General features: G+C 48.0%; 19 protein-coding genes and 1 pseudogene. 13 read left to right on the top strand and 7 right to left on the bottom strand.

Annotation, left to right across the window (positions count from 1 at the left end):
- Positions 1-797 precede the first annotated feature (797 nt).
- The gene (locus DC20_RS00795) at positions 798-3146 is read left to right on the top strand and encodes a right-handed parallel beta-helix repeat-containing protein (RefSeq protein ID WP_062542089.1); all 2349 of its coding nucleotides are present in this window, start codon (positions 798-800) and stop codon (positions 3144-3146) included.
- A 364-nt stretch (positions 3147-3510) separates the two neighbouring features.
- The gene (locus tag DC20_RS00785; protein WP_062542087.1) at positions 3511-5103 is read left to right on the top strand and encodes a hypothetical protein; all 1593 of its coding nucleotides are present in this window, start codon (positions 3511-3513) and stop codon (positions 5101-5103) included.
- A 51-nt stretch (positions 5104-5154) separates the two neighbouring features.
- Here DC20_RS00785 and DC20_RS00780 read toward each other — a convergent pair whose 3' ends face one another.
- The gene (locus DC20_RS00780; RefSeq protein ID WP_062542086.1) at positions 5155-5553 is read right to left on the bottom strand and encodes a DUF1624 domain-containing protein; all 399 of its coding nucleotides are present in this window, start codon (positions 5551-5553) and stop codon (positions 5155-5157) included.
- A 181-nt stretch (positions 5554-5734) separates the two neighbouring features.
- Between DC20_RS00780 and DC20_RS00775 the strand changes: the two genes are divergently transcribed.
- Entirely contained in the window at positions 5735-8008 is a 2274-nt protein-coding gene (locus DC20_RS00775; RefSeq protein ID WP_062542085.1) for an ATP-binding protein, read from the top strand.
- Positions 8009-8060: 52 nt separating this feature from the next.
- Positions 8061-8258 (top strand): annotated as a pseudogene (locus tag DC20_RS00770) (hypothetical protein); the annotation flags it as partial.
- 2 nt (positions 8259-8260) lie between these two features.
- Here the strand turns inward: DC20_RS00770 and DC20_RS00765 are convergent.
- Entirely contained in the window at positions 8261-10567 is a 2307-nt protein-coding gene (locus DC20_RS00765; protein WP_062542083.1) for a PKD domain-containing protein, read from the bottom strand.
- Between the two features lie 124 nt (positions 10568-10691).
- On the opposite strand from DC20_RS00765, the gene uvrA reads away from it, so the two are divergent.
- From uvrA to DC20_RS00745, 3 genes are all read left to right on the top strand, one after another.
- Entirely contained in the window at positions 10692-13235 is a 2544-nt protein-coding gene (gene uvrA / locus DC20_RS00760) for an excinuclease ABC subunit UvrA (protein ID WP_062542082.1), read from the top strand.
- A 378-nt stretch (positions 13236-13613) separates the two neighbouring features.
- Complete coding sequence (locus DC20_RS00750) at positions 13614-14159, top strand: REP-associated tyrosine transposase (RefSeq protein ID WP_062542080.1); 546 nt, start codon at positions 13614-13616, stop codon at positions 14157-14159.
- Positions 14160-14814: 655 nt separating this feature from the next.
- Positions 14815-15717: a hypothetical protein gene (locus tag DC20_RS00745; RefSeq protein WP_157592998.1), complete on the top strand. Its 903-nt coding sequence runs from the start codon at positions 14815-14817 to the stop codon at positions 15715-15717.
- A gap of 325 nt (positions 15718-16042) precedes the next feature.
- On the opposite strand, the gene DC20_RS00740 is transcribed toward DC20_RS00745, so the two are convergent.
- The 5 genes from DC20_RS00740 to DC20_RS00720 all read right to left on the bottom strand — a co-directional run bounded on the left by DC20_RS00740 (position 16043) and on the right by DC20_RS00720 (position 20346).
- Positions 16043-16471 (bottom strand): hypothetical protein, encoded by a 429-nt coding sequence (locus DC20_RS00740; RefSeq protein ID WP_062542078.1) that lies wholly within the window; start codon positions 16469-16471, stop codon positions 16043-16045.
- A 187-nt stretch (positions 16472-16658) separates the two neighbouring features.
- Positions 16659-17291: a TMEM175 family protein gene (locus DC20_RS00735; protein ID WP_062542077.1), complete on the bottom strand. Its 633-nt coding sequence runs from the start codon at positions 17289-17291 to the stop codon at positions 16659-16661.
- Positions 17292-17567: 276 nt separating this feature from the next.
- Entirely contained in the window at positions 17568-18410 is an 843-nt protein-coding gene (locus tag DC20_RS00730) for a hypothetical protein (RefSeq protein ID WP_062542076.1), read from the bottom strand.
- Between the two features lie 251 nt (positions 18411-18661).
- The gene (locus DC20_RS00725) at positions 18662-19360 is read right to left on the bottom strand and encodes an alpha/beta hydrolase (protein ID WP_062542075.1); all 699 of its coding nucleotides are present in this window, start codon (positions 19358-19360) and stop codon (positions 18662-18664) included.
- A gap of 239 nt (positions 19361-19599) precedes the next feature.
- Positions 19600-20346 carry a hypothetical protein gene (locus tag DC20_RS00720; protein WP_062542074.1) on the bottom strand — a complete coding sequence of 249 codons (747 nt, stop codon included), beginning with the start codon at positions 20344-20346 and terminating at the stop codon, positions 19600-19602.
- A gap of 241 nt (positions 20347-20587) precedes the next feature.
- Here DC20_RS00720 and DC20_RS00715 point away from each other — a divergent pair, with 241 nt between their 5' ends.
- The 6 genes from DC20_RS00715 to DC20_RS00695 all read left to right on the top strand — a co-directional run bounded on the left by DC20_RS00715 (position 20588) and on the right by DC20_RS00695 (position 24663).
- Entirely contained in the window at positions 20588-21493 is a 906-nt protein-coding gene (locus DC20_RS00715) for a S66 peptidase family protein (RefSeq protein WP_062542073.1), read from the top strand.
- A 94-nt stretch (positions 21494-21587) separates the two neighbouring features.
- Complete coding sequence (locus tag DC20_RS00710; RefSeq protein ID WP_062542072.1) at positions 21588-22310, top strand: N-formylglutamate amidohydrolase; 723 nt, start codon at positions 21588-21590, stop codon at positions 22308-22310.
- Positions 22311-22372: 62 nt separating this feature from the next.
- Entirely contained in the window at positions 22373-23206 is an 834-nt protein-coding gene (locus tag DC20_RS00705; protein WP_062542071.1) for an alpha/beta fold hydrolase, read from the top strand.
- A gap of 132 nt (positions 23207-23338) precedes the next feature.
- Positions 23339-23800, top strand: a complete 462-nt coding sequence (locus DC20_RS00700; protein WP_083470197.1) for an HAD family hydrolase — start codon at positions 23339-23341, stop codon at positions 23798-23800.
- Positions 23801-23836: 36 nt separating this feature from the next.
- On the top strand, positions 23837-23959 hold the full coding sequence (locus DC20_RS23510) for a hypothetical protein (protein ID WP_262506332.1): 123 nt from the start codon (positions 23837-23839) through the stop codon (positions 23957-23959).
- A 212-nt stretch (positions 23960-24171) separates the two neighbouring features.
- The gene (locus tag DC20_RS00695) at positions 24172-24663 is read left to right on the top strand and encodes a hypothetical protein (protein ID WP_218918722.1); all 492 of its coding nucleotides are present in this window, start codon (positions 24172-24174) and stop codon (positions 24661-24663) included.
- Positions 24664-24783: the final 120 nt, after the last annotated feature.

The following is a 24783-nucleotide window of genomic DNA, read 5'->3' as shown; positions in this document are numbered from 1 at the left end:
TGCCCATACTACCTTTTTCTGCCACCTTTTCATGCCGCAAGTTTGAGCGTAGCGGTAACTTGTGGCTGGGCATGATCGCCAGTTTGTAACTGGCGTGGTACGTATTTCAAGTTTGCAAAACGCCAGTTACAAACTGGCGATCATTTCTACTCCATGTTACCGCTGCGCTCAAACTTGAAGTATGGGCATTGCTGTATTTGAGACCATGCTACAAAGCCGGCTTCCTGTTCTCTGAATGTCGGCTTGGTAGCATCTATACCAATAGCGCAAGGTATACACCAATTCTATCCTTGTACAAAAGCCATATCAGTGTACTAATCCCAGTTATCTTAGTAGGAAAAGCAAAGGCAGGGCGCTACTTGCGCGCAATAAGGAAGTAGGTAGAATCCTTTTGAAGTCCTTGGCTTGCCAGTAATTCTGGTTTTGAAAATGATTAAATTTCAGAGTTTTCAGGGAGTGGAAATGAAAATTTGGAAAATATTTTCCTGATAGTTAAAATTCTGTTAACCTTATTCTCTAAGTAGCCGTTTACATCCTCATCAATTCCTTTTCCATTTCTGATAGCCAAAGCATAGGAACCCTCTTCTCATAAGCGGGTAGTGTTGGAAGGTAGGTGGCACATTCAGAAGCAGTAGCAGGGCTGAAAAAACCCCCGGAAATGACAAGCAAACAGATGGCAAACACCCGGAAGGGTAGCGTTGACGAGTTTGTCAAAACTTACGTGAGTTCATCAAGAGTTTTTCCAATACGAATACGCTTCTATTGTTCCATGTTTCTCACCCAAAACCTAACCGCTTATGAAAAGAAATGTACCCCTTCCGTTTCGCTTTTTCTTTGTTTTGCTCTGTCTTTGGAGCCTTTTTTTACCTGCATTTGCGCAATCGATTGCAGAGGGGTTTGAGAGTGGCTTACCCGCCTCATCTTCAGCAAGTTCCACTAACGTAACGTTAAGCTCCGGTACCTGGAATATCTACAATGCGGCCAGCAGCAGCGTGGCCCAGAGCGGCAGCCTGGCGCTGCAGTTGAGCGCTGGTTCAGGGAAGGCACCGGCGTATGCGGCGGCTCCCTCGGTGCCTGCGGTAAGCTCGGTTACTTTCTGGGCCAGAGCCAGTGGCTCAAGCAAACTGAAGGTGCAGAAATCGGTGAATGGTGGCGCTTACGGTGACATTGCCACTCTGAACCTGGGCACCAGCTACGCCTCTTTAACGGTGGCGGTGAATGAGACCAGCGCGGATGTGCGCATCAGGTTTGCCAACGCCACCAGCGCCACCCTGTATATTGATGCCGTGAGCATTACCGGCACTACCACAACCACCTCGCCCAGCGTGACCACCTCAGTGAGCTCCCTGCCCGACTTTGGCAGCGTGGAAGTGAACACCACCTCGGCAGAGAAAAGCTATACCGTTTCTGGGGCAGATCTGGACCCGGTCAGCGGCAACATTACCGTAACGGCTCCTACGGGCTTTGAAGTATCAGCGAGCAGCGGAACGGGCTTCGCTTCGTCGGTGCTGCTTTCTTACAGCGCAGGCACATTGGCCAGCAAAACCGTGTATGTGCGGTTTAAACCAACGGCGACGCAGACTTATGCCGGTTCTATTACGCACCAGGGCGGCGGCGCTACAACCAAAAGCGTAGCCGTATCGGGCACAGGAACCAGCACTACCTCAGGTGGCGGTGGCACCGGTGAGGCCAATGCCTGGTATGTGTCGCCTACAGGCAATGATGCCAACGCTGGTACGCTGGAGGCTCCTTTCAAAACCATCACCAAAGCCGTATCGGTGGCGGTTCCGGGCAACATCATTTATGTGCGGGGCGGAAACCACGTGTATACCACGCCTATCAGTATCTCTAAAAGCGGTACCAGCACCAGCAAACTGTACCTGCTGGCTTACCAGAACGAAAAACCGGTGCTGGACTTCTCCAGCATGGCGGTGAGCAGCAGCAACCGGGGCCTGAACCTGAGCGGCAGCTATTGGGAGTTTAAAGGACTGAACTTCTACCGGGCCGGCGACAACGGCATGTACATGAGCGGCTCTAACAACCGCATTGAGCTGTGCAATTTCTACGAGAACTTTGACACCGGCCTGCAACTGGGCGGCGGGGCTTCCAATAACCAGATCATCAACTGCGACTCGTACTACAACGCCGATCCTAACAACGGCAACGCCGATGGCTTCGCGCCGAAACTGGACGTGGGCACCAACAACTACTTCTTCGGCTGCCGCGCCTGGCAGAACTCAGACGACGGCTGGGACGGCTACATGCGCGGCGCCAATGACGTGACCACCACCCTGGAAAACTGCTGGGTGTTCAAGAGCGGCTACCTGAAGAGCGGCGCGGCCAGCGCGGGCAACGGCAACGGGTTTAAGATGGGCGGCAGCGATGACCGTACCCTCAGCCACAACATGATCCTGAAGAACTGCCTGGCGTTCCAGAACAAAGACAAAGGCTTTGACCAGAACAACAACACCGGGTCTATGACCATCCAGAACTCCACCTCGTTTGGCAACGCCCGCAACTACGTGATCACCACGGCGCTGGCCAGCGGCAAGACCCTGAGCATTTCCAACAGCGTATCGGCGGGAGTGGGTACTATTTCGCTGGGTTCGTTTGCGGTGCAACAGACCAACAGCTGGATGACCGGCTTCACCGTCACCGATGCTGACTTTGTGAGCGTTGATCCGGCTGCGGCCTTCGGACCGAGAAAAGCAGACGGTAGCCTGCCTGATATTACCTTCATGCACCTGGCGGCGGGCAGCGACCTGATTGACCGCGGCACTAACATTGGGTTAGCCTACAACGGCACGGCGCCAGATCTGGGCTGCTTTGAGAGCAATTACCTTTCTTCCAGCACCACCTCGGCGGTAGTTAGCGTAGATGCGGAAGAAACCAAACTGCGCAATGCCCCTAATCCGTTCATGGGAGCTACCACACTGCGCTTCAGTACCGTTTCGGGTGGAAAAGCCACCCTAAGAGTGGTGAACGCCTTAGGGCAGGAAGTAGCCACCCTGTATGACGGCACCACCGAAGCTGGGAAGCTGTACGAGGTAGAACTGAACGCCGGTTCTTTGCCTGCGGGGATGTACTATGGCATACTGGAAAACGGCACCCAACGCACTGTTCATAAAATGGTGTTGAGGAAATAGGGGAGAAGGACCTCTACGTAAAAGCCCTTGCGTTCTTCCCCAGCATCTGCTGGCGGGAGAGCGCAAGGGCTTTTTGTTTATGGTTTACCCAAAGTACTGCTTCCGCTGCTGGTACCCACACACGTACTAGGTCCTCTTCTGTCCTTCATCAAAACTATTATCAGCAATGCGTGTGGACAAGAGCCAGCGGCTCGCGCCAGCGGGAGGGTAAAAGGTGTTTATGTTTTGTTTTCTGAAAAACAAGCCATAAACACCTTTCACTTTGGTGGTCTTTCTATGTAACTTACAAGAGTGCCAGGTATTTAAAACCTCGGTTAATGAGTTCTAAAGTAACCTCTTTCTTTACTTGTAAACCAAAACTGCCATGTCTCAGCCAATTCTTGAGGGTCCGGTTCACCTAAGCGAGTTACAAATTAACAGAGGAGCTGATGCGCTGTATTTAACCGGGGAGGTGCTGGCGCGTTTCAACAAAGGAGGGGCTTACCTTTACCCTGACTTTCTAAATTGCCTCCTCTTTGATAGCAAAAGAGGGAGGTGGAAGATATACAAGGCAAGTAATCTACATAAGGCGGAATTGGACCCAGAAGTAGCAAGCTGGCAGTTCAGAGGCAAGACATCTGAGATGAACCAGGAATTTCTTAGGGGATTGTTGAGCGGGTATGTCCGGAGTTCTTTCCAATTGTTAGATCCGGTATATCCTGGCTTTACAGATGCTTTTCTAAAACACCTTATTAGTGGTCCTATTCTCTCCATTACCAAACCCCGTGAACAGCGTCTAGATCTGGAAAAAGTCTTGGCGAAGTATAAGCTTGCTGTCCTATTTACAGACGAGGGCATTCCAACTTTCACTGAGGTATCATCCGTGGGGACTCCTGATGTGAATGATCAGGATTTACTACTAACTACTATTGTGCTTGCCTTAGGCCGTTTGGATCTAACCTTTTGGATACAGCATTTGGAAACCATAGAATCAAATAACCCAATCGTTCAAATCTTTGGGGCATTCAGGCGAAAAGAATATATCAGTTCCTGGGATGGTCCTTTGGCCACCATATTTAATCTAAACAAGGCTCAAAAGAGATTAGAGGAGAAAATAAAAGAGCAACCTTTTACAGAAATGCATCTCCTTTATGCCTTGCAGTGCTACTATTCCTTGGACATGTTGGAGGATGGAAAGCCCGATTGGCAGCCGTTTTTAACCGTTTTTTATACTTTTCTTAATGAATTATCTGAAGTAGAATCAGAGCTTTGGTGGGAATACTTAGAGGCAGTACAAGATGGTATAGGGTGCTTGGCACAGCTTGCCGACCAGCAAGGAAAAATTGCTGCTTCTTTGGACCTAGCCATAAAAGTGGAAGTATTAATGCAGGGACTTTCGGGTGAAGTTGTTGGAGCCGAAGCTCGTTTGGCCCGGCATGAACTGGTTAGCTACTCTTGGAATAAACTTGACGCAACAATTTTCCAGAACACTGAAATCCTAAATTACCTTAGCTATCTCCATTCTTGTGTACTCACAAGGCTAAAGTATTTTCAGGCCTCAAGAGATTATTTTAAACAAGGGTTAGCCACTAATCATCTTTGGACCGCACTCTGGAGCGGCATTGGGTTGAGCCGTCAGGTAATGCAGTTCTGCTACTCGCTTATGACGGAGGTTGCCTCTTGGGAGGAAATCTACAAGGAGCCTTACCGTATTATGTTCACAAATTTGGTAGACTGCTATTTAGAATGTCTGCGGGAGTTTTCGGGTGCCTTAATGGCTTCTTCCATCCCTAATGAGCCACTGCCGGGCTATTCTAATTGCTTTACTGGAGATCCAGAACAAGATGCAAAGATGTTTCTCTCTCTGGAGCGAGAAGCACTTTTTGCTTTGACAAAAGTTTTAGAGGCCAAAGAAAATAATAAAAGCATAGAAGAAGCATTGGCAAACGTAGTAGTCGCTATTGAAGAAATTTCCTGAGTAGATTTTTGAAGATGGATTCCGTTTTATAGCCTATTTCTGAAAACCAAGCTATAAACTGGGGTTCTTATTATTTGTGAGGAAGAGGGCAAGCCAGATGCCGAAGCCCACCACCGTGATCTCCAGCACCATGTGCCAGACCCCGCGCGACAACAGGAACCGTTGGGCGCGCCCGTAGTCTCCGTCCCGCATCAGGGAGAGGTACGCCGAGGTGCCCGCCAGGAACACAAAGGTGGGCGCGCAGAAATGCGTGACCCAGCGCGTCAGGAACAGGGCCGGGGTAGTGGTGTCAAACGACAGCGGGTCCTGCACCAGCGCCGTGGTGTGCCACAGATCGCGCACGTGGTCCAGCGCCATGAGCACAATGGCCAAGCCCCGCACCACATCAATGGAGGAAACCCGGGTTTGGCGGGATTGCGCCAGCGGAGTAGAAGCTTCGGTGCGGAGCATGGGAGAAGGGTTGAATTGTGAAAAATGTTTAATGCATATGGTTAATAAAAGCTATTTTTCTTAGATTAGAAAATAAAAATATTTTTTTTAAACTTAATAAAATGAATTTAAGATATATTATTCTTTGTTGGGTAAATCAACGATTAAAGTAAGTTTAATTCTATAGTTATAAATATAATTTATGTCTGATTTTGATTTTTCAACATTGAATAGTGCTGATTTAGAGGAACTAGTTTGTGACTTATTGAATGCAGAGGAAAGAAAAAATCAATCTCAGATTTGCTTCAAAACTTTCAAGGATGGAAAGGATAAAGGTATTGATTTGCTATATTCTACTGAAGATTGTGAGTATGAAATAGTTGGTCAAGTGAAACACTATTATAGGAGTGGTTTTTCTTTGATGATTAAGGAGCTTGTAGGAAAAGAGAAAGATAAAGTATTAAAGCTTCAACCAAACAAGTATATTTTTGCTACCTCAGTAGATTTAAGTGTGTCGAATACTGAAGAAATTAAGAATGTTTTTGCCCCTTATATAAAAAGCCTTAATGATATATATGGTAAGAAGGATTTAAATAGATTAATTGATTCAAATAAAAGTGTACTTGATAGACATTTTAAGCTTTGGTTTTCTAGTGCTGAAATATTGCTTAAAATACTTAAATACAATATTGAAGGAAGGTCTAATGAGTTTAAGGAAACTTTTCTTAAGAAAAAATTTAGGTTGTATGTAAATACACCCATTTTAGAAGATGCAAAAGATAAGCTTGAAAGAAATAATTTTGTGATTATTACTGGTGAACCTGGAGCAGGTAAAACAACAACAGCAGAATTGATTTTGTATGATTATTTAAAAAACGATTTTATGTTGTCATATATCTATGATGATATAAAAGAAATAGAAAGTGTCTTGAAGGAAGACGAGACAAAACAAATATTTTATTATGATGATTTTTTGGGTCATAATGCTTATGAGATTATAAGGGCGAAAAGTTCCGAAACTGCATTTCTTCGAATCCTTCAGAGAATTAACAGATCAAAAAATAAAAAAATAATATTCACTACACGTACTTTTATACTTAATGAAGCTGTTTCAGAGTCTGAAAAACTAAGACGTTTTAACCTAAAGACAAGAGAAAGTATATTGAAATTGAATGCTTATTCATGGGATATGAAAGCTTCAATTTTAAAAAATCATATTAATGAATCTGAGATAGATGATATTTTAAAATTTGTAATAAGTGATAAAATTGTGTTTAATTATATTGTTAGTCATAATAATTTTTCTCCTAGATCTGTAGAGTATATTACATCTTCAGATAATATTAAACACTTTTCTGCTGAAGCTTATAGAAACTTCATTATCGAGAACTTCAATAATCCAGATGAGATATGGAGGCATGCATACGAGCAGCAGATTAATGATATTGACCGTTTTCTATTGAATACTTTGGTGTGTTTTGGTGATACTGCTGATGTTAGTGAACTTGAAATAGCTTTTAATTACAGAATTGATTATGAAGTAAGAATTAATAATTTTATCAAGCCAATGAATGCTTTTAAAACTTCCTATATTAAATTAGAAGGTGGTTTTATAGAGCAAGAAACAAGAAATTTAAAAATTATAAAATTTATTAATCCTTCTCTTATTGACTTTCTAGTTAGCTATTTGCGTAATGATATAGAAGAAGTAAAGAGGATTAGTGAATCGGCTTACTATTTAGATCAATTGACGCGGAGACTTTTTCCTCCTGTAAAAAAATCTTCTATTCCAGTTGTGTCAGATAGATTAGAGAGTATACTGCTCTACAATTATGATTTTTTTGTAGGTAAAGGGGTTATATATTTGAAAGACTATGAATATAATTATGATCAATATGATACTGGATGCGATTTCTTAGAAATTGCTGTATTGATATATTTTTATGTTAAAAATGATAAAGTTGAAGAAACTGTAATAAATGTCTTGAGAAGGATAGATGATTGGAGTTTTTTATATTTCTATGTGTATTCAAGATATATTTTCAATGATTTTATTGCAAATGTAGAGTCTGATTTAATTAATGAATTTTTAAAAGATTTAATTCCTAATATAGTTGACCTGTTGATTTCAGCCGAAAGGGATTATGTGGAGGTGTTAAATGTTATTGAATTAATAACAGAAAAATTTGAGATTGATTTTGTTTATATATTAAATAACAATAAAAAATATAACTTAGAAGATCATGTAAAGGAGTTGTTAGATGAAAAGATAGAAAATGATATAGAAGAGTTGCTTACAATCTCTATGGCTCAGGATTTTGTTGATCATAAAGAAAGAGAAACAAAAGATTTAATTCAAAAATTTAAAGAATATGGTTTGGATGTTAAAGTGAATTTAGCAGAATATGGTAAATATAATTGGTGGGATATAGGTTTTGAAAATTATTTTGAAGATCAAATGAGAAAGGATGATTAAATTTTTTTTTAAACGTTGAAAGAAGTGTATAAATAAGATATTTTACTCATAAATGCTTAACATACAACTTCCAAAAAAAGGTAACTATCAACTAGAACAGAACAGCAAAAACATTTTCACCGGCTTCGTCACCGTTCGTGGGGCACGCGAGCATAACCTGAAGAACGTAGACCTCACCATCCCAAGAGATGCGCTGGTGGTGTTCACGGGCGTGTCGGGGTCGGGGAAATCATCGCTGGCGTTCGGAACGTTCTAGCGAACTATTTCCACATACCCCTTGTAAGTGTTGGTTTCTGAACTAATCATGTAAAAGTAAACTCCATCACTAAAGCCTGTTCCATCCCATTGAAAGTCTTTGTTTTTGGCTTGGTACACCTGTTTGCCCCATCTGTTGAAGATCTTTATGTCAAAAGGGCCTCTGTCATTGTACGTGATTTGGAAAGCATCATTTTTTCCGTCACCGTTGGGAGTGAAGATATTAGGTATGAATATGTAAGGTGCTACTACCACTTGGGTTGAAGCTTCGGCCGTGCAGCCAAAGGCATTATAGGCTGTAAGCAAAATTGGATAGGTGCCAGCAAATTCATACGTATGAAAAGGGGTTGTTGCAGCTGATGTTGTGCCATCACCTAAATCCCATTTGAAGGAAGTCAGGCGATCACCCGTAGCTTCTAAGGATATCATCTCGTCATATTTGGGGGAAGTCGTAGATGCTTTGATTGTAAGATTAGTTAAGCCATTGTAACTGATTTGAATCTCATCTCTTACAATGCATACTTCTTTGGTTACCTCGGCCCAATAAAGGCCACTTTCCTTTATCTGAATAGAAGGAGTTGTTTCACCTGTTGACCACTTAACCTTATAGTGTTGGTTTGTGGTGCCCACAGACAAGGTAATAGGAGAAGTTGAGCAGAGCAACTGATCTGGGCCTAAGTCTAAAACTGGAAGTTGGGTGATTTCTACTTTGATAATGTCTTTGGATGAACAAAATCCATTGCTTACCTCTACCCAATACTCGTCTGAGACAGTTACATTTATTTTTCTGGTAGTTGCTCCTGTAGACCAAAGATAAGTAGTACCTTCTCCTGCATCTAGCGTTACTATTTCATTAGAACAAGCCCTCACATCTGAACCCAGGTTAACTGCTGGCTTTTGAATAATGGTTACCTGTTGTTCCAACTGTTTGTAAGAACCTCCCAGATATACCCGCAGCGCTACGTTATAGGTACCTTGTGTAGTAAACGTATGGGCCGTGTTCATGGTAGTTGAGGTGTTGGCGCTACCTGAAGCCGGATCTGAGAAGAACCATCTGATTGAGTCACGGCTTCCAATGCCAGCGGCAGAAAACAAGGTGTTTTCCCCTAAACAAACATTTGAGTAATTGATAGCGGGGGGAGTAGCAAAAAAACTGGTGACAAAGGTAGGTAACCTTGAGCCTGTCACTAAGCCCTGCATGTGCATAGCATCTTGGTTGTATTTATCATTCGTTTCCAGAGAATTCGGATTACTTATATTGCCTATGGTTAACAATCCGTCCCATTGTCCGCCTCCTTTGCCTACATATATTTTTCCGTCTGGCGCTACCTGTAAATCTTCGCTTGTATTTCTTCCTGCATCTCTGACTCTTTTAAATGACTTGACAATGTCGTTTGGGGTTTCTTTGGTTAAATCAAACTGAAGAAAACCTTCATACAGACTTCCCCCATAGAGCACGTTTGAATTGGGTGAAAATTCTACTCCTTTAAAGGGATTATAATGCACCTCAGGATCTTTGATCATAAAGGGTTCACGCACCTTTCCTGTGTAGGTAGAAAACTTAGCTAATTCAATTCCATTTTCTGCTACTGTAGCAAGCCATGCACCATCTGGTGAGGCTTTAGATTGGCCTCCTGTCCAGCCTCCCCACCAGGTTTGGTTGACGGTACCTGCACTTACAACAGGTTCTGGGCTTACGCCTTCCCTCGTAACTCTATAACTCATGTAATTAACAGATCCCCATTGGTGGCCAATTACCCAATAATCATTTCCATTGGCATGTTGTACTGCCGTTAGCCCACGATTCATGTGCTGTTGGAGGAAAATGTTTTTCTGTACAACATCTCCCAACCCATTTTGAAAGGAAAGATCTACTACGGCATAAAAGAGGCCATGCTCTACATTAAGACCAGCTTGGTTTGTAGTAAAAATAAAGTAAATATTGGTGGAGCCAGGTTTGGGTACGATTACGGACGTTTGATTGTAATTACTTAAAGCTCCTTTTGTTAATCCAAACCCATTGGGCATCTGCACATGATTCTTATTCCAGACAGAATGACCATCCGTATAAAAAAGCAAATTGCCATTTTCATCACTAATGGTAGCTGAACTAATAAAGGTGGACTGCACTTGTCCCCCAGCAGCCGGAACGGGTGGGGTTTGGTTGAAATCTATACCAGATCTATGGGAGAAGTACCAGTTGTTGGCTCTTTTACTCTGGGCTTGTAGAAGATTGTATTGAGAAAAAACTAGAAGCAGAACAAGGAAAAGGATAATTTTACAGGAAGATTGAATTATGTGCATCTTTGGGATTCTTGAAATAGCAATATATAAGCAAATATAGAATGTTGCTTCTATATATTATCTTTTGCATGTTAGTTGCCGTAATTCTTCTGTCAGCCAACCTCCTACAGTTAACTCTAGCCGCATGGCACCAGATCCCTTACCGAAGATCAAGCAAGATTTCACCGGCTTCATCACCGTCCGCGGGGCTCGTGAGCATAACCTGAAAAACGTAGACCTTACCATCCCCAGAGATGCGCTGGTGGTGTTCACGGGCGTGTCGGGGTCGGGGAAGTCATCGCTGGCGTTCGGGACGCTGTACGCCGAGGCCCAGCGCCGTTACCTGGAGAGTGTGAGTCCGTACGCGCGGCGGCTGTTCCACCAGATGGCCGTGCCCGAGGTAGACGCCATTGAGGGCCTGCCCCCGGCCGTGGCCCTGCAGCAGCAACGCGGCACGCCCACCGCCCGCTCCAGCGTGGGCAGCGTGACCACCCTCTCTAACCTGGTGCGCATGCTGTACTCGCGCGCCGGAGACTACCCGCCGGGGCAAGCCATCATCTACGCCGAGGCGTTTTCGCCCAACACCCCCGAGGGCGCGTGCCCCACCTGCCACGGCCTGGGCCGCATCTATGCCGTCACCGAGCAAAGCATGGTGCCAGACCCTTCGCTCACCATCCGGGAGCGGGCCATTGCCGCCTGGCCCACTGCCTGGGGCGGCCAGAATCAGCGCGACATCCTGGTGACCCTGGGCTATGACGTAGACACGCCCTGGCGCGAGCTGCCCCAGAAAGACCGCGACTGGATCCTGTTCACCGAGGAGCAACCCGTAGTGCCCGTGTACCCCGGCTATACCCCAGAGCAAACCCGCCGCGCCCTCCAGCGCAAAGAAGAACCCAACTACATGGGCACCTTTACCAGCGCCCGGCGGCACGTGTTCCATACCTTCGCGAACACCAACAGCCCCCAGATGAAAAAGCGGGTGCTGCAGTACATGCTCCACACAGATTGCCCCACCTGCCACGGCAAACGCCTGAACCCCGCGGCACTTTCGGTCACCTTCGCGGGCTATGATATTACGGAGCTGTCGCGCCTGCCCCTGCAACGCGTAGCCCAAACCCTGCAACCGTACGTGAACGCTTCGGCCACCGGCCCCGCCGCCCAGAACGAGGCCCACCCCGAGCAACAGATTGCCAAGCAGCGCATTGCCCAGGACCTGGTGGCCCGCATTCAGGTGCTGCTGGACCTGGGCCTCGGGTACCTGTCTCTGGAACGAAGCACGCCCACCTTGTCGCCCGGCGAGTTGCAGCGCCTGCGGCTGGCCACGCAGCTGTACTCGCATCTGTTTGGCGTGGTGTACGTGCTGGACGAACCCTCGGCGGGGCTGCACCCCTCAGATACAGTGGCCCTGCTCACCGCCCTAGCCAACCTGAAGAAAGCGGGCAACTCCTTGTTTGTGGTGGAGCATAACCTGGACGTGATCCGGCAAGCCGATTGGCTCGTAGACGTAGGTCCCGCCGCTGGCGAGAAAGGCGGCGAAATCCTCTACAGCGGTCCGCCCGAAGGCCTGCAGCAGGTTCCCAATTCCCAAACTGCTGCCTACTTGTTCGGCACGGCCCCAGCGCAAACGCGCCCGCGCCGCACGCCCACCGGCTGGCTCAAACTCAGCGGCGTCACCCGCAACAACCTGCAGAACCTGAGTGCGGCCTTTCCGCTGGGCGTGTTCACCACCGTCACGGGCGTGTCGGGCTCGGGCAAGAGCAGTTTGGTGAGCCAGGTGCTGGTAGAATTGGTCGCCGACCACCTGGGCCAGGAGATACAACCCGAGGAAGAAGAAGCCGGTCAACTGGAAAGCCCCGCCCCGCAGACCCTGGGCGGTAGAATCGTGAGCGGCCTAGAGCACATCAAGCGGCTGGTGCGGGTAGACCAGAAAGCCATCGGCCGCACGCCCCGCTCCAACATGGCCACCTACACCGGCCTCTTCGACCACGTGCGCAAACTCTTCGCCGAGACGCCGCTCGCCAAAAAACGCCGCTATGACGCCGGCCGCTTCTCGTTCAACGTGGCCAAAGGCCGCTGCGCCAACTGCCAGGGCGAAGGCTTCGTGATGGTGGAACTGCTCTTTTTGCCCAGCGTGTACGCGCCCTGCCCCGTCTGCCACGGTGCCCGCTACAACGCCCAGACCCTGGAAGTGACCTACCGCGACCTCAACATCGCCCAGGTCCTGGACCTCACCGTAGACGCCGCCCATGCCTTTTTTGACGAAGAACCCACCCTCCACCGCATCCTCACCGTGCTGCGCGAAGTAGGCCTTGGCTACCTGCGCCTCGGCCAACCCGCCACCGAACTCTCCGGCGGCGAAGCCCAGCGCATCAAACTCGCCACCGAACTCCAACGCCTCAGCCGCGGCAACACCCTCTACGTCTTAGATGAACCCACCACCGGCCTGCACCCCGCCGACGTTGACAAACTCATGGCCCAACTGGAGAAACTGGTAGACGCCGGCAATACCGTGCTGGTGGTAGAACACACCATGCGCGTCGCCGCCACCTCCGACTGGGTGATTGACATCGGCCCCGGCGCAGGGGAGGAGGGTGGCCAGATTGTAGCAACTGGTATGCCGGAGGAAGTAGCGGGGGCCTCCATGAGCCGTACTGCCGCTTTTCTGGCGAAGGAGTTGGAAGCCTATTAAAAAATCTAAATTAGAAATTAGAAATGGGGTGGGGTTTGAGGCTGATTTTTGAGGCTGGTTTTTGGAAAACAGGCTGAAAGCGATATTTGGTAAAAAGAGTTGATCCGCTGGCGCGAGCTTGCAGCTCGTGTCCGCACGCATTGCTGAACCTCTTTTGTATACAAATCGAAGTTTCTGCTTTAATCAATAAAGCTATAGGTAAAGAACAAATAGTCAGTAAAGATCAATCTATAGTAAACCAGCAATGCGTGCGGACACGAGCTGCAAGCTCGCGCCAGCGGGATCAGCAGACTAGCACGTACAGCAGAGAAAGCCCGGTCATTTTCATTGAATTCCGCCGTATAAATTTCAATCCATTCAATCACTAAAAGGAACCCCATGAGCCGAAAGTATAAGTTCTACAATCAGGAAGGTTTGTACTTTGTGAGCTTTGCGGTGGTCTATTGGATAGATGTGTTTACCCGAGAGGAGTACTTCCAAATTGTGACGGATAGTCTTGCTTACTGTCGGAAACACAAAGAGATGGAAATTTATGCTTGGTGTGTGATGCCGAGCCATGTGCATCTGCTCTTCCGTGCGAAGGATAACAACCCAGGTGCCCTGCTGAAGGATTTCAAGACTCATACCTCAAAACAAATGCAGAATGCCATTGCCCATAACATTCAGGAAAGCCGAAAAGAGTGGATGCTGTGGTTGATGGAGCGTGCTGGTTTGAAAAGCAGCAATATTCAAAAAAGGCAATTCTGGCAGCAGCATAACCAGCCTGTTGAGTTGTGGAGCCCTTCGATAATAGACCAGAAAATAGACTATATCCATCAAAACCCGGTTGAAGCTGGCTTTGTGGCGGAACCGCATCATTGGAAGTACAGCAGTGCCCTGGATTATAGTGGGGGTAAGGGCGTGTTGGAGATAGACATTTACTAAATGCCTGACCAGTGTTCTTGAACAATTTAAACGGAGCTTCCCAAGCGTCTGCAAAACTTGTTTTCAAGCTGGCGCGAGCCTCCGGCTCGTGTCCGCACGTATTCCTGATTTACTACAGTTTAAGTTGGTTATTTGCATATAGCCTGAGTCACTAGAGCAGAGTTTAAAGTTCTAAGCAAAAGAGGATCAGCAATGCGTGCGGACACGAGCCAAAGGCTCGCGCCAGCGAGAAGGAATTATGATTCATGTTCCTGTTCCACTCAAAAAATGCGGCATGTTGTTTTTAGAAGCGTCAAACAGGAAGGAGGTTAAGGAAACTTGCTTGTTAAAGGTTCGCTGAGCTTATAGAATACCAAGGTAGAAGCAACAACAAAATTTCTTTACTCAACCCTTCTGCTGTTCTTTTTTTAATTGAATAGTTTTAATTTTCGTCACAATATCAGCCTTCGCTTTATTGCCAGATACACAAGTGTAAAGGCAAAAGCGAACCCCTTTTGAGAATCGTAAATTTCCCCCGCTATCTTTTTCCCCCGTTTTAGAAAAACAGCCGGTAAACCGTTCTAAGGGCCTGTTGGTACCTGGCCTGGTTAGATTTGTAAGCGGCGTGTTTTCTGTGCTTTGTGAAACTTACCTAAACCCTTATAGCGAATACCGTATGCCGAAACCTTTACGTACTTTAATGTCTCTTGCCTTCCTGTTTTTAGGACTGGGGGCTTGTTCTGAGAAAGAGGAGGAAGACCCGCAGCCCGAACCTGCGCCTCAACCTGTTGTAGTCAAATGCAGATTGCTCAAGGAGGAGGTGGTGTCTCCTAACCCTGGCCAAACCCACACCCGGGAGTATTTTTATTCGGGCTTTCAGCTGGCAACGGTAGAAGACGTCTATCCTTCAAATACTGCTTTAACCAGCACCATTGCCTTTGGGGTAGAGGCCAATGACCGGATTGCCAGTACCACCATCGTTAGAAACGGCAGTGTCTTCCAGTACTACCTGTTTGAACATAATGCGGAAGGCCTGATTAGCCGGGTTGATTTACATACCAGACCTAGTGGGCCTGGTTCACAGCCCGTGAAAACGGGCACCCGGGAGCATACCTACAATACTAAAAAGCAACTGGTGTCCAGCAAGAATTACCAGGTAACCGGAGGCACGCCGCGCCTATTAAATGATTTTACGTTCACGTACAATGACAAGGGAAACCTGACTGCGGTGCGGGAGTACCGGATTTTCAATTACCAGAGCAACGGGACCTACAATGACATTGTCATCAACACCACCTATACCCATGACGACAAAAGGAACCCGTACCATGAGTACAGCTACCAGAATTACCTGCCCCCGGGGTTGCTGATCCCGAACATGTCCCCGAACAACATTCTCACTGTCACTTCCAGGACCACCACCGAAGGCACCACCTATGGCCCCGGCAGTACCTTTGACACGGCTCCGCTTAATTTCACGGGAACCAACACTTATACCTACACCGCCAACAACCTGCCGGCAAAAGTAACCGGGTCGCAGGGCGTGACCAGAACCTTCACCTATGAGTGTGAGAAATAGGGCAGCCATTTATTGCAGATTAAAGCACACGAACGCAAAAGCCCGGGGATTTTCCCGGGCTTTTGCGTTTTAGGTGAAATTATATGAAGAGGTGCAGAAAGCCCTGTAGACCAGATAGCACCTGTTAGAACCAATGTTCAAGGCAATCAAATTAAGCTGCGTTTTAGCTTGTCGCTTTAAATGGTAAGTAAGCTACCTCATCCAAAAATGAACCAGTAGGGTGAGACTTTGGGCTTGTTTCTGCGAAACGTCACAAAAAAAGGAGAGATGCTCGGGGAGCTCCCTTACATCTCTCCTTGGGTGAAGCGCTTTTTCAAGCGAAATCTTAGTTGTTGTTTTCTCTACCTAAGTTTCTTAGCCTCTCCTGTACCTTGTTTTCGGTTTTATTCCAGGAGTCTTTTACGTCTTCCCATTCCCGTTTGGTTTTTTCATCCCAAGTACTGCTTTTGGCGTCCAGCTCCGCTTCACGGCGTTTGTATTCGGTTTCGAACTCTTGCCATTCCGCTTCAGTCGCAGTTTCAGCTCGGGCAGTCTTATCCTTTACCCAATTTGAAAAATCGTTCAGTTCACTGTCTACTTCGTTGCCTGCCTCACCCATTTCAGAAGAGACCTCAGAACCGGCAGCACTGGTTTCTGCTTCTACTTCGGTGGCTTCGGCATTAGTTTCATTTTTCGCTTCCTGTGTGCAGGAGGAAAACATAAACAGCATGGCTAAGCCAATGCCGGCCTTTGTAAGTTTAGTGACCATTTCCATAGTAATATCTTTTTATTTAAGTGTTTATACGGACCAGAAGAAATTAAGTATTGAATTTATTGAATATAGGGATTGTACTTCTAGTCTGGCTAGAACTGGTAGGTGATTAAACTTTTTCCGTCAGCCTACCTATCCAACTGGTATCCGGAAACAAATGAAACTACCAGGATAGGTATGAGGAAAATGACTACACAGGTTCCTGTTCCCGCTCTCGCTCCCGTTGGTGCTGTTGGTGCAGCAATTCTTCTTTGTCATAGATTCGCTCAATGCGGGTGTCTGGAATAAGCCAGATCAGCGCTACTACTATGTAAATGGCCTGGGCCACCCATGGAATCACAAACGTGGCCAATATGGCGACCAGGTACAGAATGGGTGATAGTTTGCCTTTCAGGTCTTTGCCCACGGCAACGGCCAGCAGCGAATGTTTGCCATTCTTTCTGATGATGAGCTGCTCCAGAATCCAGTACGCCACCGAAGACATAAACAAAATGACTCCATACACGGCAAGGGCAGGGGCAGCAAAATGGTTTTCGCCCACCCAACCGGTGGCAAAGGGAATGAGGGAAATCCAGAACAGCAGGTGCAGGTTGGCCCACAAAATAGGACCGTTGATCTTCTCGGTGCTGTGCAGCATGTGGTGGTGGTTGTTCCAGTAAATGCCTATGTAGATAAAACTGAGCAGGTAACTCAGAAAAATTGGAAGTAGGGGCGTAAGCGCGTCAAAGGTGGGTTCATGGGGCACTTTGATTTCCAGCACCATGATGGTGATGATGATGGCCAGGACCCCATCACTAAAGGCTTCTAATCTTCCGGTTTTCATAGTTCTATGGTTACAGCTGAGGAGTACAAATGCCTTGCTTTCAGTTGATAGCCAATATACTATATTTTATTATTTGACCTTTCACTTCTGGTTTATCGCAGATGTACTTAACAAGTTGATTTCTAAGGATAGATGAACTTGGCCATAGTTTGTTGAAGCATTCGTTTGCCTCCACAAGGGTGATCAGATCTTAAACTGAAAGCACCTCAAACAAAAAGCGTCAGGTGCTATCACCTGACGCTTTTTGTGCTTTTAAAGCATCTTGCAACTGCTGCTTTAAAAACCGCCTACCTCTGCATCACCCCGGTTGGAGTTCTGGGAGGAGGTACTTCCATAACTGCCCCGGCCCCCGCCGTACGTACTGTCTCCCATAGGACCGTAGCCGCCCAGATTACCCGAGTTGGTGCCATAGGTGTTGTCGCCCCAGGTGCCGCCCTGGTGACCACCTACATACCCCCGGCCTGCGCCGTAGTTGGTGCCGCTATATGAGCTTCCCAAACCAGAGCCGTATTGGTCACTGAACGAACGCGTGCCGTAGTTTGGAATGCCCCTATCTGAGTGCGTAGAAGCGTCTCCTGCGCCACCGCCAAACTGAGAACTGCGGTACTCGTTCTGGCTACCGTTATAATAGGATTGTTGGTCTTGCTGGGTGCCGTAGCGGTGTTCGCTGTTGAGGGTGTTGAACCGGTCTGAGGTGCCGTCATAGCTGGAAATGCCGTAGCCCTGCCGGATGTTGCCTATCAAATCATCGTCTTCGCCCCCCTTGGGTAAGGTGGGTTCATGACGGAAATTATCCTGGTACCCGTCGCCAAATTGGTCCTGGTTGCGGCTGTAGTTTGTTTGGTAAGGGTGACGGCCGTCCTGGTCTCGCCGGTAACGGTGCGAATCATCCATGCGCCGGCCTTCCCGGTGGTAGCCGTGATCCTGCCCGTAGCGGTTATGGTCGTGTTGCCTGAAGTCTTGTGGGTGATGTCCTCTGTAATGCTGGAAGTGCTGGTCCTCACGGCTCATCTCACGGCCTGGCCAGTCGTTAGAGTCGTGCTGGTTCCGGTGGTGAGAGTTGTATCTGCCTTCGTCCCTGTGGTCTCTATCGTTCCTTTCTCTATCGTATCTATCCATAATTCCAAGGTTAAATGGTGTCACATACCCTATTTTAACGGTCCTAACTCTGATCGGTTTAGATAAAAGGTGGCGTTTCTCTTTTACCGGAACATTCCTCTAAGGCTGGCTTTATGCTTCTTTCCTGGAAAACAGGATAAAAACGAGCAGCTAAAATAAAGGCCACCTGAAACGCCTTTACAGGAGTTGAAGCGGATTTGCGGGTAGAAAGTACTCCTGTCCAAAAAAAGCCGCTTTCTTTAGTTTATGGCTTATTGCTGCCCTGTAAACCACTGCACGGCTGTATTCGAGATGTTCTCGGGAATTTCGTGATCACCGTTAAATTCAAGGTAGTATACTTCGCGGTCCTGGCTTTTCAGGTCCTTTACTACGTTGCGGCTGCAAGGGTCAATGGGCAACACACTGTCATGCAAGCCATGGGAGATAAAGATGGCGGACCTTCCTACTTTCTCCAGGCTGAAACCAAACCCTGGTGAAAAGGCGATGATGTGGGTGAACAGGTCTCCGTTGGTCAAACCCAGACACAACGCGTAAGAGGCGCCATCAGAAAATCCGCCCAGAGCAATGCGGGTGGTGTCAATGGCATAGTGATTAAAGACGTGGGCAAGAGCCTGGTCTATGTAAATGACATCAGGACCAAAGGAGTCGCTCACAATTACATCCCAGGTGTATTTGCGGGAGGCAGGAGCAATCAGGATCATATTATGGGCATCTGCATACCGCTGCAGCAACCACATGCCCTGTTCTGGATTACCACCCGAACCGTGCAGCATCACTGCCAGGGCAGCCGGATTGGCAGGGGAATAGCCTTTGGGCACGTACAACAAGCCGTCTTTGGTGGAGTCCAGGTTGAGGGATTGCACGCCGCTTTTAGCCGTGGGCTGCTGGGTGGGAGTAGCTGGCCTGGCCGTAAGGCGCCCGGTTTTGTAGGTGTTTCTGCTGACAATCATTTCACCTCCTTCTTTACAGGTGCACAAAGTAATGCATACGGAGATAAACCAGAGGGTTACAAGCCTAGGGGAGAATCTGCTTAGAAAGAAGGAGTGGAGGCAAGACATGTAAAGGATTAGGTCCTACAGTGACCTTAGTCCATTTACGTTTGTGCAGGGTTATATGCGGTAGTCGTTTGCAGTTGTTTTCTGGAAATGGGGCCGGAAACAAAAGTTAGACTAGTCTCTTCAGTACTTGTCTAATCGGCGTATGCCTCTGAAAAAGGTACAGAAGCAATGCAGTACAGCAGTTCGTTCCGGTTTTTGCCTACCACGGCAATGGCTTCCATTTTGCGCAGGCAATACGTGATCTGGCGGCACCGGTGGAGGGGCAGGCGCAGGGCTTTCGCCAAGTCTTTGTTGGAGAAGGGCTGTGGAAGGGTGGAGGGCAGGAACTGCAGAAAGTCCTGGGCACAGGAAAAGCGGTGCGTGCTAATCACCTCTAACAGCCTGCGGTCTTTGATGCTGACTTTCTTGCGGTGTTTGCTGCCTTTCCCGTCGCGGCACCTGATTTCCTCTTCCCGGATGAAGGGAAACTCCAAGGTAAACCCCTCGTGTAGCACCAGCTCCGGCAAACGCACCAGTTCCTCAAAAATATCAGTCAGAGCTCCACGGTAAGATGACTTGCGCCGGGAAAGTACCGTGTCTCCTTTGTCTTCTACCTGCACCACCCATTTCTCATAGGTGATGGGGTGAACCAGATGCACCGGATGTTCTTTCAGCAGCGCTTTCAGTTTGGGTCTGATTGCCGTGAAGTTCCGGGTCTGGATCTCTACCAATTGCGGACCGCGTACCAGGTCAATCACAAACCCGCCCACCGGCACCTCAAACCGGTCCTGCGGCTGCGCATACCACTGCTTTAACCCAATGTGCAAGGATCGCTCATTCTGAATGTTGATGCCGTTTCGCTCCGCCTTACCCGCTTTCTTTTCTTCTGCCTCTGCCAATGCTTCCTGTTAATTAGCCGCAAAACTACACATTCCCGCACCGGCTTTGCAACGGAAGAATACTCGCTTTTTGAGTGATTTGGTTTAGGGGCAGTTTTCTAAAAAGTGGCCTGAAACAATCCATCTTCCACCTTAGGTGAAACTGTATGAACACGGCACCTTTTAGGTGAATTTACTGCCTTGGCCGGGCAGGTCAACTCATGAAGGGTATCTCACGTTCCGAAGAGAAAAGGACAGCACCATGATCATTCCCCCTTTTCTGAAAGCAGGTGACAAAGTTGGCGTCATAAGCACTAGTAGCTACACCGAGAAAGCCTACATAGACAAGCTGGTCCAAATCCTGAAAGAGTGGAAGCTGGAGCCGGTTTTGGGCAAAACCATTGGAGCCCGCCACGGAAGCTTTGCGGGCTCTGATGATGTCCGGAAGAAAGATCTGCAGAAGATGCTGGACAACCCCGAAATCAAAGCCGTGCTGCAAACTACGGGCGGGTACGGCATCATCCGGATTATTGACCAGGTGGATTTCAGTAAATTCAAGTACAACCCAAAATGGCTGGTGGGTTACAGTGATACTACCTTTCTGCACAGCCATGTACAGGGCATGTTAAGTACCGCCACCATTCATGGCACCATGGCCGCCGATCTGGAAGAAGGGTACCAGGCCCAGTCCTGGGAGTCGCTCCGGAAAGCCTTGTTTGGGGAGAAACTGGAATACCATGTCAAACCGCACCCCCTCAACCAGCCTGGCTCCGCTGAAGGGATGTTGGTAGGCGGAACTGCCAGCGTTTTGTGCAATGCCAAAGGCACCCTCTCTGAGGTAAATTCAAACGGAAAAATCCTGTTTCTGGAAGAGGTAGGGGAGCACAAATTCCGGCTGGACAGTTACCTCACTTCTTTGAAAAAGGCAGGCAAGTTTGATTACGTGCGGGGGCTGGTGGTGGGAGATCTGATAGAAATAGAGGAGGACGAGCCGCCTTTCGGGAAAACACCCGAGGAGATTGTTTTGGATGCCGTGCAGGAATTTAACTTCCCGGTTTGTTTCGGGTTTCAGGCCGGCCACGGGAAGGTGAACAAGGCCATGATCTTCGGGACGCTGGTGCACCTGGATGTTTCTGACAAGGGATCTACCATCCGATTCACCGTTTAGCACAAGCCTGCTGAACACCACAAGTAGCCGGTGTTTCAAAGCTTCTTTTCGGAAAATTGCTGTAAAATAAAGTACCACTAATTTTACCATCACTATGCCTGTTACCTGTATTCTCACCTGTGAGCACGCGGGCAATGAACTTCCGCCTGAGTTTGAGCACCTGTTCAAAGGGAAAGAGGAAGAACTTTACTCGCACAAAGCCATTGATTTTGGCGCGCTGCGGCTGGCCCGGCACCTGGCTACGGCCTGTTACCTGCCCTTGTACTCTACTTCTATCTCCCGGCTGCTGGTAGAACACAACCGGTCCTTAGACAGTGAGGAGCTGTTCTCTGACTTTACCAAAGACCTTTCTGAAGAGGAGAAGCACACCATTCTGGACAAGTATTATTTCCCGCACCGTGATGAGGTGGAGGAAAAAGTAAGGGAAGAAGTAGAAGCCGGAAACAAGGTCCTGCATCTGGCGGTGCACACGTTTACCCCGGTAAAGGAGGGTGAAGTGCGCGAAGCGGAGATCGGGATTTTGTTTGATCCGGACAGATCCTGGGAAAAAGAGATTGCCGCCCAACTTAAAGCCGATCTTCAAAATCAAAACCTGGATCGCAAGGTGTTGGACAACTCGCCTTATCCCGGGGTAGATGATGGCCTGCCTACGTACCTGCGCACCAAATTCAGCAATGACCAGTACGCCGGTTTTGAGCTGGAGATAAACCAGAAGTTCTTCCTGAACGGTGACCCTGAAGTCTGGCAAAAGGTCCTGCACGAAATGGCCACTAGTGTGAAAGCGCTGCTGGCTACTTTAGCCAGGAGAGAAAAATAAGTACTTATTCATAAAAGATTCTGCGTACAAGAGGCTTTTAGAAAGTCCTTACTAAAGTAGCCATGGACATACTACTCCAGAACATAGATACCTGGTTGTTCACTACCATTTACCCCAACCGGGGAAAAGAAACTGTCATTCTGCTGCATGGTGGGCCAGGAGTACCCGATGGGCTGACCTTTATGAGAAAGTACCTGTCCAGGTACTTCCAAGTGATTACCTTTCACCAGAGGGGCACGCTTCGGTCACCGTGTACTTCGCACGACTATTCTTTGGAGCGGTATAATGCAGACATCAACCGGATAGCCGACCATTTCAAGGTGGAGAAGTTTCACTTGTTTGGGCATTCCTGGGGTGGGTTGTATGCGCAGGTGTATGCCCAGCAGTTTCAAAGCCGCTTATTGAGTTTGTTTCTGTGCAGTCCTGGGTCCGGCACCGGCACGCAATGGACCGAAGCCATGCTGGAAATAGCCCGCTACAACAAAAAGAAAACTTCTTTCCTGGAGTTTGCCGCCATGAACGCTAACTCAGCTTTGGGGATATTAGGAAGTAACAAAGGGTACAAAAACTTCTATGGCCAAGCGTTGATCAATTTCAGCCGGGGCTTTAAAGAGGCACACCCCGAAGATTTTGCCATCTACTGTATCAAAGCCAAAGCCATTAACCGCACGCTAAAGAATATCATTGCGAACCCTTTGCTCCCAGACATGGAAACGCCGGGATGTAAGGTCACCATTACCTACGGGGACCAGGATATTTTTGGGGAAAGCATGCGGTATGTGGTGCAACGGTACCCCACTGCCCAGGTCCACACTATACCAGCCAGTGGGCACATTCCGTGGTCGCATAATCAAATGGAGTTCGTGAATGTTTTACAGGAACATTACAATATTTGAGTGGTCGCTCTGATTTCTGTTGTTGTTCACTTCTGTCTTTTAGGTAGGTTCTTCAGAAATCGGGCTTAAAACAGTCTTATCCCTTTCTGCCACGTATCTGCTAGTAGTTATTAATTACTAACCCGCTTTCTCATGCATCTCTTCTCTAAAAAACGCCCTGGCTTGCTTTTGTTTGATGTGAACGAAACTTTACTGGATCTTTCGCACATGAAAGAGGCCGTGAATACCACCTTCGGGAACGAGATGGCTTTCCAACTCTGGTTTTCACTCCTGATCCAATATGCCCAGGTAGAAAACGTAACCGGTACTTACCACGATTTCAGTAAGGTGGGCCAGGCCGTCATGTACATGATGGCAGAAAAGACTGGACAAGAGGTGCCGGAGGCAAAGCAAAAGGAGCTGGTGGAAATGGTGAAGAGCAGCCAACCACACCCCGACGTTATACCAGGGTTACAGGGGCTCCAGGAAGCTGGTTTCAGGTTGGCCACGCTTTCTAACTCTCCCGCAAAGTCATCCTTTCCGCACCTGGAAGCAGTGGGGTTGAAAGGGTTCTTTGAAGGTACCCTCAGCGTAGATGGCGTAGAGAAATTCTAACCAAATGCCCTCACTTATCAATACGCGGCGGATAAAATGAACGTAAAATTGGAAGATATCATGCTGGTGGCGGCTCATGGGTGGGACGTGGCAGGAGCTTTGCGAGCGGGGGCACGGGCTGCGTTCCTTTCCCGTCCAGGGCAAGCGCTATATCCTTAGGCACCAGAGCCCGAAATCATTGCTCCCACTCTTACTGAACTAGCCGTAGAACTGCTAGCCAGGGACTAAGTAGGAGATGATCAATATCTATCCTGAAGGTTAGTCGTAAATCTAAAATGCCGTACCTCACCAGAGGGGTAGTGCAAATAACCCATTTACTAATTACAATCATTTACGGGTGGACATAACAACACAATTAAGCAGACACTCTTATGACAGGAAAAGCACTATTGTACGGATTGGTAGCAGGGGCTGCCGGAGCGGCGGCCATGACCCTGGCCGAGAAGATTGAGCAACAGTTTACCAAACGTCCTAACTCCTACGTGCCCGCCCACACGTTGGAGCGGCTTCTGGGGCTTCCGCAAAAGCCTGACTCAGAAAGGCTGGGCTTAAACTGGACCATGCATTGGGGTCAAGGCATCTTAATGGGAGCTGTCAGAGGGCTGATGGCCGCTAATGGATTACGGGGCCCGGTGGGTTCTTTTCTGTTCATGAATTTGCGTTTGCTCGCTGATCAGACCCAGGAGAACATGACCGGAGTAGGGGCGCTTCCCTGGACCTGGCCTAAAGACGAACAAGCGCTTGATCTACTCCACAAGGGCGTTTATGCGTTCACCACCGGACTAGTCGCCGATGCATTGCTGGAAGGTCCTGACCAAACCCCTGTAGAACGCGAAGGCTGGACTGTAGGCGAAAAAGCTTGATTATTGTAATATAAAAGGCTATTTCATTCTTCAGGAGAAGGGGTGAAATAGCCTTTTATAATGCGGTATCCTGGCTAGGGGCGTAGCTTCGACGCAAATAACTTATCACCTGGTTTAGAG

Source organism: Rufibacter tibetensis, assembly GCF_001310085.1.
In the GTDB taxonomy this organism is placed as follows: Bacteria; Bacteroidota; Bacteroidia; order Cytophagales; family Hymenobacteraceae; genus Nibribacter; species Nibribacter tibetensis.
This window is presented reverse-complemented; position numbering and strand designations above follow the sequence as displayed.

Excerpts from the sequence above, each read along its gene's own strand:
- DC20_RS00795 (WP_062542089.1), top strand. The coding sequence starts at position 798 with ATGAAAAGAAATGTACCCCTTCCGTTTCGCTTTTTCTTTGTTTTGCTC.
- DC20_RS00785 (WP_062542087.1), top strand. The coding sequence starts at position 3,511 with ATGTCTCAGCCAATTCTTGAGGGTCCGGTTCACCTAAGCGAGTTACAA.
- DC20_RS00780 (WP_062542086.1), bottom strand. The coding sequence starts at position 5,553 with ATGCTCCGCACCGAAGCTTCTACTCCGCTGGCGCAATCCCGCCAAACC.
- DC20_RS00775 (WP_062542085.1), top strand. The coding sequence starts at position 5,735 with ATGTCTGATTTTGATTTTTCAACATTGAATAGTGCTGATTTAGAGGAA.
- DC20_RS00765 (WP_062542083.1), bottom strand. The coding sequence starts at position 10,567 with ATGCACATAATTCAATCTTCCTGTAAAATTATCCTTTTCCTTGTTCTG.
- uvrA (WP_062542082.1), top strand. The coding sequence starts at position 10,692 with ATGGCACCAGATCCCTTACCGAAGATCAAGCAAGATTTCACCGGCTTC.
- DC20_RS00750 (WP_062542080.1), top strand. The coding sequence starts at position 13,614 with ATGAGCCGAAAGTATAAGTTCTACAATCAGGAAGGTTTGTACTTTGTG.
- DC20_RS00745 (WP_157592998.1), top strand. The coding sequence starts at position 14,815 with ATGCCGAAACCTTTACGTACTTTAATGTCTCTTGCCTTCCTGTTTTTA.
- DC20_RS00740 (WP_062542078.1), bottom strand. The coding sequence starts at position 16,471 with ATGGAAATGGTCACTAAACTTACAAAGGCCGGCATTGGCTTAGCCATG.
- DC20_RS00735 (WP_062542077.1), bottom strand. The coding sequence starts at position 17,291 with ATGAAAACCGGAAGATTAGAAGCCTTTAGTGATGGGGTCCTGGCCATC.
- DC20_RS00730 (WP_062542076.1), bottom strand. The coding sequence starts at position 18,410 with ATGGATAGATACGATAGAGAAAGGAACGATAGAGACCACAGGGACGAA.
- DC20_RS00725 (WP_062542075.1), bottom strand. The coding sequence starts at position 19,360 with ATGATTGTCAGCAGAAACACCTACAAAACCGGGCGCCTTACGGCCAGG.
- DC20_RS00715 (WP_062542073.1), top strand. The coding sequence starts at position 20,588 with ATGATCATTCCCCCTTTTCTGAAAGCAGGTGACAAAGTTGGCGTCATA.
- DC20_RS00710 (WP_062542072.1), top strand. The coding sequence starts at position 21,588 with ATGCCTGTTACCTGTATTCTCACCTGTGAGCACGCGGGCAATGAACTT.
- DC20_RS00705 (WP_062542071.1), top strand. The coding sequence starts at position 22,373 with ATGGACATACTACTCCAGAACATAGATACCTGGTTGTTCACTACCATT.
- DC20_RS00700 (WP_083470197.1), top strand. The coding sequence starts at position 23,339 with ATGCATCTCTTCTCTAAAAAACGCCCTGGCTTGCTTTTGTTTGATGTG.
- DC20_RS23510 (WP_262506332.1), top strand. The coding sequence starts at position 23,837 with ATGAACGTAAAATTGGAAGATATCATGCTGGTGGCGGCTCATGGGTGG.
- DC20_RS00695 (WP_218918722.1), top strand. The coding sequence starts at position 24,172 with ATGACAGGAAAAGCACTATTGTACGGATTGGTAGCAGGGGCTGCCGGA.